Raw genomic sequence first — 11,227 nt, forward strand, 5'->3', positions numbered from 1 at the left:
CCAGTATCCCCTCATGGCTTATCGAGGGGGCCAGTTCCTCGTGTCGCCACAGGGCCAGTTTGTCGTGTCGCCTGACAGGAAGAGCCCTTCCGGATCTCGCTGGCGGGCGCGCAGGAAAAGACGGCCTATCTAAGGCATGACGGAGCCTGGCTAAGGCCGACTGGGCTCACGCCCACGACGCATATCTTCAAACGCCCCATGGGCGTGGTCGGCGGTGGGCTCGATCTCACCCGCAGCGTCGAGAACGAGTTCTTCTGCCTGCTGCTCGCGCGGGAAATGGGGCTCGAGGCGACCCAGGCCGAGATCCACCATTTCGAGGAGCAGATCACGCTCGTGGTCGAGCGGTTCGACCGGCGGCCGCGGCGGGCGGGCGGATTGGTGCGAGTCCCGCAGGAGGATTTCCTGCAAGCCATGGGCCGCTTTTCGGGGCAGAAGTATCAGCAGCACGGCGGGCCTTCGATGGCGGAGTGCTTCGCGCTGCTGCGGCAGTCCGACGATCCGATCGCGGACCAGGCGGCGTTCCTGAAGGCGCAGCTCTTCAACTGGATGATCGCCGGGATCGACGGGCATGCGAAGAACTTCTCGATCTTCCTCGAAGGAGACGGTTTCCGGCTGACCCCGCTTTACGACATCATCAGCGCGGCGCCGCAACAGCTTCGCTCGACGTTCCGGCACAAGGATCTGCAGCTGGCCATGTCGGTGGGCCGGCGCGGTCACTACCGACTGGATCGGATCGTGCCGCGCCATTTCGACGAGACGGCACAGAAGGCCGGCGTGCCCATGGAAGCACGACGGCGCGCATTCCGAGACCTCGCAGCGGCGGCGCCCGAGGCGCTCCGCCGCGCCCCCGGACAGCTGCCCGAGACATTTCCCGCGGAGATCGCGGAGCAGATCCTGGCCTATGCCACGGATCGCCTGAGGCTGTTGAAGGACTATGCCGATAGCCTCGAGTAGACCCGGCACGAATGCGCCGGAACCGGGAGTATTTTCGTCCGGGTCTGGGGAGCGGTCTGAAGCCGAAGCGCGGGGGGCCGAGAACATTCCATGCGGACGGGGACGTCGGTATCGGAGCCACTGACCGATCGCCTCCTCTGTACTCCTTTGCTCCTCGGCAGGACAGGATCAGCCCGGGGATCCCGAACGCCTTCAGCGCTTCTCCGACACCGCGCCTGACGAAAACCTCGACAAGGTCATGCGGCCCGGCTGGCGCGACTGCGACTGAAATGGGACGACAGCCCGGCTCGGGCGACCTCCCGGCACCACGCGGCTCCGCGGCGGCATCCCTGTGCCAGGCATGGCTGTCCGACGGCGCAGGTTCGATGGCGCTGACGGAAGCGAACGCCTCCCGGCGTAGTTCCATCTCGTCTGCATGGGGTCCGAGCATGATCTGGCCATTCGGCATCTCCGCGCGAGGTCGGGCGCCGATCAGCTCTCTCCGGGCTGATACCGCCAACGCCTCTCGTGCCCACTTGTCGGCGTCCTGTCGCTCTTCCGGGCTTTTGGCCGCGCGCCCGGCGTCATCCATGGGCATAGGCGTGTTCGGTGAGAACTGAGCAGGGGTCCGGGTATCTCCCTGCCCCTCCTCCAGCCTTCGGCAGGGCAAAGCCCCTTGTAGGAGGCACGAACCTGTCTCACCAAGAGGCTCCCGAGCCTCCCGCACGCTTGACGTTTCTGCCTCGGCCTTCTGCCGGCGATACCAGGTGGCCCGCGAAATCCCCTGCGCCTCCCACGGCTTCGTGCGCGAGATCGCGTTCGCGGCGAGATAGCTCGCACGCGTCACGGCGCCTGAGGCCGCGCGGCGCATCCGCTGCTTGCCGGCTTTCCGACGCTGGCGTTCGGTGAGCGAGAAGATCTGCCGCAGGCCGAGCGTCTGGGCCATCTCGTCGGAGACGCAAAGCAGCTCGGCAAGCGTGGCGCCAGCATAGTGGTAGCGGCCGTTTGACAGCAGGAACCCGCTTCGGGGAAGCGCGGCCCTTTCCGCGGCATGCCTGGCGATCGCGCCCACCTCGCTGGCCGAAAGCCCCGGGGTCGCGATGCGCGCCATCGCATGGGTCCGCGCGTCGATATCCCCGGGGGCCTCCTGATGCGTCAGGCAGGTGGCCCACAGGTGCAGCCATGTGTTCCGGTAGCCGACCGGCACACGACCGCCCCAGGCATCGAGGAGGGATTCCAGATCCTGCTGAACTGCGAGGAAGCGCTGGCCGGGGCTCAAACTGGATCGGCGCGGCCTGCCCTGCCCCGACGGAGCCTTCCGCTTCTTCCGCGCCTTCAGGTCCCGGCGGGTCGGCCGACCGGCGGCGATGTAGATCCTGTCCGCAAGATCTTCGAAGGAATGGCGCTGCAGGCTTCCACCCAGGATTTCGACCGTGCGGTCGCTCTTGAAGTTGATCGAGCCCGGGATCCGAAACACCCGGGCGGTGTCGCAGCAGCGGGGATCCGCGCCGTAACCCCGATACAGGCTGATGAGCGTTTTCTGGGCCGCGCTCCAGCGCCGCCTGGCCTTCGGGGGCAAATCGTTGATCAGCCAGATGGCCGCAAGCCCGCGTCCGGTGGAATTCACGAAGGACGGGGTCGGCAGGCCGCGGCGTTCGACATCGCGGGTGAACTCCCGCACCCAGGCGAGTGGATGGGAAGCGAGGCTCCGGGGCGCGAGGTCGACGTCGAGGTCCAGGTAAAGGGCATTCAGGGCGGCCAGCTGCTGGTCCCGACGCGGGCCATGAAAGCGGTTCAACGTGATGTAGGCATCCGTGCTCAGGTAGCACTCGGCCATCCAGGGCGCCTCACAGGTTCGGTAGATTTTGCTGTGCCGACCCTTGCCGGCTATGGCCGTCATGATCGTTGGCTTTCCGATCGAGGTGATCGGATGCAGCAGCCTCACGTAATCTGCCGTGGTCAGCTGTTGCGCCACCGGCTGGGCGTCGAGGAGTTGAGCGGGGTCCAGTTGTTCCATGCCGGGGAACTGGGTTCACGGCATGGGCTGCAGAAATGTCTGTCAGGAAACGTTCCACCGAGGCATCTGGCCGGATGCCATGGCGAAGGAGGCCCTTGCCGCGGGGCGGGTCGCCGCCCTGCCCCGCGGCGTCTTCACGGACAGCGACCCTTCGGGTCGCGAGACGTCATTCCCCGGCGGCGGCAGTGCGGCACTTCGCATATTCCTGCTGCGAGACCATGCCGTCGCCGTCGAGATCCATCTCCGCGAATTCCGACCCGGCCTGCTGCGCCGCGTCGCCCTCGGGCGAATAGTCGGCGGTGCAGAACGAGCCATCGCCATACGCCGCTTCATCCTGCGATTGCCCGGCGAAGATGATCTCGGGACCTTGCGCTTGCAGGTCGGCGCGGATCCGCGTCATTTCGCGGCGCCGCAGCTCCTGCTCGATCTGCGGGCGGATCAACTCGAGCGGCGGCACCTCACCCTGCGAGTTCTCGGTGATCTGCTCATAGGCCGTGTTCACGGCCTCGTCGCTGGTGGCATTCGCCATCTCGCGCCGCAGCCAGAACTGCACCAGCGCGTTTTCCTCGGCGTCTGCATTGGCCTGTTCGGCCATCTCCGCGAAGTCCGGATCATCGGCAAGGTTCTCGCTGCGGGCGCGGTCGAGGATCAGCTCGCGCAGCACGAGCTGCTGCAGCGCCATCGGCAGCAGCATCTCGGCAGGTTGCTCGCGCATCGGCTGCGGTAGGGCGCCAATCGCGCGCATCACGTCTGAGCCGAGGATCTCGGCGTCGCCCACAGTGACCACGACCGCATCGGGGCCGCCCATCGCGCTTTCGGTCAGCGCGGTGTCGGTCTCGGCGGTGTCAGGGGCGTCGGCCTGTTCGATCTGCTCCTGGGTGGTCTGATCCTGCGATCCCTCATCCTGCTGGGCGGTGGCGGGCGTGGCCGCCAAAGGGAGCGTCAGCAGCGCGGCGAGGGCAGTGGAACGGGCCAATGCGACACGAAGTGCCATGTCTTGTCCTCCTTCTCCATGATGCTGCCCCAACGACAACCCCTACGGGCTGTTCCACCGTCGTGATGACCGGCCCGCGAGCGTGCGGCATGGCACAAAGCGGAACGCGGTCCGGCATCTGCGGCTGGGCTGCCGAAGAGGGAAAGGGCTATGTGATGGAAGGGCTTTCCTTCGACAGCGCGGCCTTGGGCGTGATCCTCAACGCAGCGATGCTGGTCGGATGGATCGTCTATATGCCTCCCTGGCACCGGCAATCTGCCGTCAGGTGGCAAACACGAGCTGCGCCAGCGCCGGCCATGCATCCTCGGCACTCGGGGCGCGGGGCCGGGCTGCCCACGCGGTGCGTCGTCTCTCCTGACATTCCGACCAGCGACGCGATCCCGCGTGACCCAGCTCGCGACGCAGCGTTTCTCGGGCGCCCGCCTGCCAACGGACTAAAACGCTCACAGTCAGTTCGGCGAAGGAGAGGATGGGCCTTCCGATGAAGAAGATGTCACACGGCGCAACCGAAGCTCGAGACGACATGGCAAAGGCGGAGCCGCCAGCCGAGGATTATCCGGAGATAGATGCCCAGGCTGAGGACGCTGGCGCGGAAGCGCGGTGGGAGGAACTCGGGCACCGTCTGGCGCCGCTCATAGAGAGTCTTGGCGGCGAAATGGAGATATCGCTCACGAAAGAGCCCATCGACCCGAACCGCGTGCGTGGGAAAGGGGAGCTCTAGCTTCGGTTTCTATGAAAACTGGGCACCTTACGTCTCGCATCGCGCTTCCCCATCGACCTATCGAAGGATCGTAGCCGGAGCAGGCGCTCGGCATGAGATAAATCAGCGGGACAGCGGCGAACCGCGTTGGGCCGCCAGGCAGCACACCACGCGGACCTTCCGCCCCATTGCCCTCCCAAGTCGGTTACATCTTCTGTTCGGCGAAGCGCTCTCGCAGCCAGGCTGGCAGCGTGCCCCGAAACACGGTCGGCTCGATCCGGCCCTCCGTCGCCTGCTCGAGCACCTTGCGGATCGTCTTGCCTTGCGGCCCCAGTGCCTTGGCAGGCCAGCTGGGCTTCGTCGCTTCCCAAGCCGTCAGGTAGCCGTCCGCCCAGATCGGGATCAGCGGGATGTCGGCCGGGATCAGTCCCTCATCCGGCGCCCGCAGCTTCGAGATGGCCTCGTTGTAGCGCGGCATCAGCAGGTCAACGAAGCGGGTCAGTTTCTTTTCGGTTTTCAGGGAGGGGCCGACGATGTGAAGCAGCGGCGTGAGCCAATCCGACGGTGTCACGAAGATCGGCGCGGTGCAGATCCCCGTCAGATAGCCCTCGAGCCAGGGCTCGGTCAGCCCGGCGGGCTGCAACAGCCTGGCCAGCTCGCCCACGGTCTCGGGGGTGGCATTCGGCATCGTCCCAGTCGCATGTGCCATGGGGGACGAGGCGAACGGCATATCCGGGGGCGCCTCGAAGGGGCCGTCATGGGCATCGCGCCGATCCATCCACACCATGATCGATTGCTCGCAGATGAAACCCATCACCGGTGTCTTCTTGAGGTCGCGCCCGTCCTTCAGCGCCGCGGCGACAGCGATGAACTCATCCGTGTGGGTGGATCCGGCAGCGTTGAGCAGCAGCGCATTGCGGGCGATGACCGCGGCCCAGTGCGCGCGCCGGGCTTCCAGCACCCGCCACATGGCGCGGGTCAGCGCGGTCTGGGACCTGGCGCTCTCCAGCGCCGCCACGGTTTCGTCGCTGTCTTCGAACCAGCTCTCCAGGACCGGATAGGTGTCCGGCCAGTGCTGACTGGCCGTGATCAGCCGGCCTCGGGCCTGGACCGTCAGATTGGCAACCCGGCCCTCTGGGTCTGCCAGCTCCAGCATCGCCGCGACCGAGGCAGAGAGCGGACGCAGCGCGTCGAGGCCGCAAGTCTGCGCCACGTCCACCAACCCCGGCACGGGCGCCAGGCCCGCCTCCAGTCCCTCGCCCAAGGCGATGCCGAGCGCCTGCTCCATGTAAGTGCGCGGGACCTCTAGCGCCTCGATCTCGTCGGTGAGGGTGGCGAGGATGCGGCGCTGCTCGGTGGCGCTGTCGCAGGGCAACACATAGGCATCCTTCACGCCGAAGCCCTGCTTCAGCAGAACCACGGCCACGCTGCGGGTGCCCCCGGTCTGCACCGCCGCCGCCATGCTCTGCGCGCCGGAGCCGTCCACCGGGCTGGCGACGATCCGGTGCAGCTTGCGCCCGGGCGCCTTCGTCGTGCCGCCCACGCCCTTGCGCATGGCCTCCCGCACGAGGCCATCCACCCGGTCACGCAGCGCCGCATCCGCCAGCCAGCTGCGCAGGATCGTGAGCCGGGCCAGCGTCTCCGAGGAGACCGTCCTCGCCGCCAGACGGTCCGCCAAGCCGTCCATGGCGCCCGAGCGGACCTCCGCATCGGCATCGAGCAGCCAGGCGCAGCCAAGCTCGGCGAAAATCTCCCGGGGCCGCCCCACCGCCAGCCGGACCAGGGCCCGGCGCGCCTCGGGCGGCACGGTGGGCAGCATTTCTGCAAACAGGGCTTGGAGCACTGTGACGTTGTCGCCGTGCTCCACCATCAGGCTGCCGAGCAGACCGTCGAGCAGGGTCTCCAGAGCGGCTGGATCGTCCCCATCTTCTACGGCGTCAGTGAATGCATCCTGCCGCGCGGCGAGGATGGCGGGCGGGGTCAGGCCGGCGCGCACCCAGATTCCGGAGACCGCCAGGCTTCCTTTGAGGGTCAGGGCATCCGTTGTCACCAGTTCGCCGAGCTGCGCCTCGAGGGCATCGATGAAAAGCGCGCCGCGCCGCTGCCCGTTCTCCCGCGCCATCCGGGCTTCGTCGAGCCCCGTGCTGAGCAGCTGGCTCATGCGCTCTTCATCCTCACCGGCGCCGGCCGCGCTGCCAGCCATCTGCGCCAGCAGCCCCGCTGCGTCGTCCGGCCTTTCCAGAAGCGCGCGACCGAACCGCTGTAACTCCGCGGCGTGCGTTTTGGGGTTGGAAGCCTTCGCAAGGGCCGCGAGCATGGTCTTGACCGAACTGGGCAGCATGGCGATCCCGCAAAAACTGAAGACAACTCGGAGCGAGCCTGCATGGGGCGAGGCAACGCTGCAAGCGGGAGACGGCTGGCGAAGCGGGATCACACAGGTCTCAGAACCCGGTCGTCGCGCCTCGACCGCCCACCTTGTCTCACATGCCGGCGACCTTGAGCGTCTCTGTCGCCCGGTAGGTCTCGAGTGCTTCGTCCGGATCGGGAAACGGATAGACGTCGAGCAGATCGGCCTCAGCGCTCAGGGCTGACCTGAAATGCACCATCGCGCCCCGTGCATCCACCGGGTCGCCTTCGCCGAGTTCGCTGAAGTCGGCTGTCATCGCCGTGGGTTCGACCTCGCCGGCAGGGATGAAGACAGCAGTCCAGTTCGTGAACGTCGGATCAATCGACATGGGGGCCCTCCCGCTGTTGTCCGTAGTGTCCCATGCTCCAAAGGAGCCGTCAGGAGAGGCCTCTTACCACGAGATGGCCCATCTGACCCGGCCCGTGACGTCATGTCACATCCGGACGGGGGGCCGTGGGCTACGGGTCGGCATCGACGAAGTTCGATGACCTCACTGCTGGCACGGAGCTACCGTCTCTCGGCCTCCTTGCGCATTCCCCGGAAGATGGGTGCACATACGGCAGGATCATCGGGTCTACGGCCGCTCGGACGGCGCGCGCCAACTGGACCGTGGCCCCGTGCGCGGTAAGCATCAGGGCTGCACCCTTGCCCGGTTCGAGCACGGCTGCATCCCCTCGCTTGAATATGCCCCGTCACAAGGCCATCACTCCCGAAGATCTGCCATCGTGCCGGAGGGATCATGGCGAACATGACGATAAGAAACCTGCCGGACGAGGTTCACGAGCGCCTCCGCGTGCAAGCCCAATTGAACGGACGCAGCCTCGAGGCGGAGGTGCGCTCGATCCTCGTGCATGCCGTCATTGCCGCGAGCGACGGCGGCTTCGGCCACCGGCTCCGGGAGCGCTACGGGCGCTATCTGGGGGATGAGCTGGCCGTCGAGCGGGACCAGTCCACGAACCAGTTGAGCCTGTTCGATTGATCCTCCTTGATACGAGCGTGATCGCCGAGACCCAGAGGAAAGTCCCCGACGATGCAGCCATGGACTGGCTCAACGCACAGGACCCCACGAACCTCTATCTGAGCGCGATCACGGCGGCGGAACTGACCTTCGGCGTTCAGGCGGTACCGGACGGCAAGCGGCGCGACGGACTGATACGGGCCGTCACGGCCATTCTCGAAGAAGACTTTTCCGGTCGGATCCTGCCCTTCGATGGCACGGCGGCGCGGATCTACGGCACCCAGGTCGCGGTCGCGCACCAGAAGGGCTACACGATCTCGATCGCGGATGGGCAGATCGCCGCGATCGCCCTCTCCCGGCCAGGCGCGGTGGTCGCGACACGCAATCCGATGCCGTTCATGGCGCTCGGAGCAGACGTTCTCGATCCTTGGGCCTTTGGCGGGCCAAGGCGCCGGTAGGCGACCATTGTCCCTCTCGGCCGCATTGGGCCCTTCAGCCCGCTGACCCTCATCCGCCGCTCCTCTGGAAAGGGCTATCGGCTGACCAGATGCGCGGGGCGCGCCGCCGCCACGACATCCGGCCTGCCGATGCCGCCATCGGGCAGTTGAAGCTCACCAGCAAACAGATGGGGGTGACGAGGTTACGCGAAGCGGCAGTGCAGTCTGCTTCGTCAAGGGAGAAGGTGGGCTGCTACGCACCGGTGACAGTCTACAAACCATGACGCCCTTTCCGGCCGTCCAACCGGAACAAGAAGCGGAACATAAAATGATGGTGTCGCGGCAGAACGCCTTGTAATATACTGCGAGACATCGATATTCCTTCTTCTATGCCCCTGTGTTAGCGGACGATAAAGCGGAACTCCAAGGGGGCCTTGAGGCTACATGTCCTGATCATGACACAGCTGCGCGACGATCAGGAAACCATCTATGCAGTGGAGCCGCTTCTGCCGGAGGAAGCTTCGAAACACCGGCCCGCTCTCAATGATCTCGCACTCGAGTTGGCGACGGTTTCCGCAGAGCTGAGCGCTGCCCTGCCCCCGGCGATCCGTGCGCCGCTGGGCGGGCTGGTCCGCTCGATGAACTGCTATTACTCGAACCTGATCGAGGGGCACGACACGCATCCGATCGATATCGAACGGGCGTTGCGGCAGGATTTCAGCGCCGACCGGGAAAAGCGGAACCTGCAACTCGAGGCCGTCGCGCATATCGCGGTCCAGAAGTGGATCGATGAAGGTGGGCTGACGGAGCATCCCCTGCATCCGGAAAGCCTGCGCGAGCTTCATCGGCGCTTCTGCACAGGGCTACCGGAAGACCTGCTTCTGCAAAAGGATCCCGGCGGAAATCCCCTGCCGGTCGTCCCGGGCCAGTACCGGGAAGGCTACGTGAAAGTCGGCCGACATGTGCCGCCCAGTCCCGGCGCGGTGCCGCGGCTGCTGGCACACATGCACCGGATGTACCGCATGCAGGGCCGGCTGGGCAGTGTCTTGGCGGTCGCCTGCGCGCATCACCGGCTGGTCTGGGTGCACCCCTTCACCGACATGAATGGACGGGTCGCCCGGATGGTGGCCCATGCCATGTTGCGCGATACGGTGAGATCGGAAGGTCTCTGGTCGGCGTCCCGGGGCCTCGCCCGCAACGTGGGAGACTACAAGGCCCGCCTCGAGGCGGCCGACGCGACACGTCCCGGCAGCGCAGATGGGCGCGGCGCGCTCTCGGAGGCGCGGCTCGCCGAATTTGCGCAGTTTTTCCTGCAATGCTGTATCGACCAGGTCTCCTTCATGTCCGGCTTGATGCGACCGACCGAGCTGAGGGGCCGCATCGTGGATTGGGCGCGGCAACAGGAAGAACGTGGTGTCGTGCTCAAAGGCAGCGATCGGATCCTGCGTGCCATTCTGATGGAAGGCGAGATCGAACGGGGAGCGGTTCCCGACATGCTAGGGGTCAGCGACCGACAGGCACGAAAAGTCACCGCCCGGCTTCTCGAACTGGAAGCCTTGGCTTCCGAGGGTCCACGCTCCCCACTGCGGCTGCATTTCCCGGCGACACTCGCATCGGCATGGATGCCGAACCTCTTCCCCGAGAAATAAGGGTCAGACGAGAGAGCGTGTTTGCCGGCAAGATGACAGCATGACTGCTCGGACCAAGGAGATGACCCGGGCTACATGACAAACGGGCCGAGGGAACAGCTCCCGGCTCCCTCCGTTCATTGAGCACAGCCATTAGATGGAGGATTCCATGAGGACGCTATCTCTGTGTGCGACACTCGCTCTGCTGCCCGCCTCGGCGTTTGCTCAAGACGCGACGGCCAACCTGATGGGGCCGGACGGCTCAGATATGGGCCGCGTGACGCTGACCCAGACGCCGAATGGCGTGATCGTCTCGCTTGACGCTCAAGGTCTCGACGAAGGTGAGCATGGCTTCCATGTTCACGAAACCGGGGCCTGCTCGCCCGACTTCGAAGCCGCTGGCGGTCACTACAATCCGACGGGGGCCGAGCACGGCATGAAGAACGAGGCAGGAGCACATGCGGGCGACATGCCAAACATCTATGCAGACGCCGAGGGCGGCGCGAAAGCAGACGCCTTCCTCCATGACGTCTCACTTGACGAAGGGGCCGAGGGCACGCTCTTCGACGATGACGGCTCCGCGATCATCATTCATGCCCAGGCCGATACCTACGAGGCAGAAGCTGGCGCTGGTGACCGGGTGGCCTGTGGGATCATCGAAGAGAACTGAGCTTGGAGCCTGCCAAGGGGTTCCTGTGCCCCCTGACAAGAGGGGGGATGAGAAAATCAACCAGAGCAGCAGCAGAGGGCGTTGACGCTGTGATCCCCCCGACGCGCTCCCCGAAGAAACTGGCGGCGGCACTTCCATGGCTGGTCACGCCGAGCAAGCGGCCTGAATAAGGGCCGGCGACAACTACTTTGACCAACACCGACCATCGTCTCAGCCATGGTGGACCACCTCCAATAAGTGGCGTTTGAAGGCGTTTTCCGAGGCGGCGATGAGCTGACAGCGGTGTTGCTCTCGAAATAGCAGCCGCGAAATACCATCGACGATTGCTCGCTTAGCACAGCCCCTGCCCCACGAAAAAGGCCCGCCCCCCCTCGTGATACGGGGGGGCGGGCCGGTCATGGGCGATGGGCGCGTCTCAGTAGATGGCGATCGCCGGGAACAGGATCAGCACCGCGACCGCGAGCGCCTGCAGGCCGATGAAGG

The 11,227-nt window shown here is 65.9% G+C and carries 9 protein-coding genes; 6 read left to right on the top strand and 3 right to left on the bottom strand.

Features of this window, described 5'->3' with window-relative positions; genetic code table 11:
- Window positions 1-99 precede the first annotated feature (99 nt).
- Entirely contained in the window at window positions 100-954 is an 855-nt protein-coding gene (locus O4G76_RS19245) for a HipA domain-containing protein (RefSeq protein WP_269398796.1), read from the top strand.
- Window positions 955-3,116: 2,162 nt separating this feature from the next.
- Here the strand turns inward: O4G76_RS19245 and O4G76_RS19250 are convergent.
- Window positions 3,117-3,944 (bottom strand): hypothetical protein, encoded by an 828-nt coding sequence (locus O4G76_RS19250; RefSeq protein ID WP_269398788.1) that lies wholly within the window; start codon window positions 3,942-3,944, stop codon window positions 3,117-3,119.
- Window positions 3,945-4,425: 481 nt separating this feature from the next.
- Between O4G76_RS19250 and O4G76_RS19255 the strand changes: the two genes are divergently transcribed.
- Window positions 4,426-4,665, top strand: a complete 240-nt coding sequence (locus O4G76_RS19255; protein WP_269398789.1) for a hypothetical protein — start codon at window positions 4,426-4,428, stop codon at window positions 4,663-4,665.
- Between the two features lie 184 nt (window positions 4,666-4,849).
- On the opposite strand, the gene O4G76_RS19260 is transcribed toward O4G76_RS19255, so the two are convergent.
- The gene (locus tag O4G76_RS19260) at window positions 4,850-6,985 is read right to left on the bottom strand and encodes a UPF0149 family protein (RefSeq protein WP_269398790.1); all 2,136 of its coding nucleotides are present in this window, start codon (window positions 6,983-6,985) and stop codon (window positions 4,850-4,852) included.
- A gap of 139 nt (window positions 6,986-7,124) precedes the next feature.
- The gene (locus O4G76_RS19265; protein ID WP_269398791.1) at window positions 7,125-7,379 is read right to left on the bottom strand and encodes a hypothetical protein; all 255 of its coding nucleotides are present in this window, start codon (window positions 7,377-7,379) and stop codon (window positions 7,125-7,127) included.
- Between the two features lie 411 nt (window positions 7,380-7,790).
- Between O4G76_RS19265 and O4G76_RS19270 the strand changes: the two genes are divergently transcribed.
- The 4 genes from O4G76_RS19270 to O4G76_RS19285 all read left to right on the top strand — a co-directional run bounded on the left by O4G76_RS19270 (window position 7,791) and on the right by O4G76_RS19285 (window position 10,744).
- Window positions 7,791-8,030 carry a hypothetical protein gene (locus O4G76_RS19270; RefSeq protein ID WP_269398792.1) on the top strand — a complete coding sequence of 80 codons (240 nt, stop codon included), beginning with the start codon at window positions 7,791-7,793 and terminating at the stop codon, window positions 8,028-8,030.
- Window positions 8,027-8,467: a type II toxin-antitoxin system VapC family toxin gene (locus tag O4G76_RS19275; protein ID WP_269398793.1), complete on the top strand. Its 441-nt coding sequence runs from the start codon at window positions 8,027-8,029 to the stop codon at window positions 8,465-8,467. Before O4G76_RS19270 ends, O4G76_RS19275 begins: the two co-directional genes overlap by 4 nt.
- Before the next feature lie 434 nt (window positions 8,468-8,901).
- The gene (locus O4G76_RS19280) at window positions 8,902-10,095 is read left to right on the top strand and encodes a Fic family protein (RefSeq protein WP_269398794.1); all 1,194 of its coding nucleotides are present in this window, start codon (window positions 8,902-8,904) and stop codon (window positions 10,093-10,095) included.
- Window positions 10,096-10,231: 136 nt separating this feature from the next.
- Window positions 10,232-10,744, top strand: coding sequence for a superoxide dismutase family protein (locus O4G76_RS19285; protein ID WP_269398795.1), 513 nt, complete (start codon window positions 10,232-10,234; stop codon window positions 10,742-10,744).
- Window positions 10,745-11,227 lie beyond the last annotated feature (483 nt).

Source organism: Limimaricola sp. G21655-S1 (assembly GCF_027213785.1).
GTDB lineage: Bacteria > Pseudomonadota > Alphaproteobacteria > Rhodobacterales > Rhodobacteraceae > Limimaricola.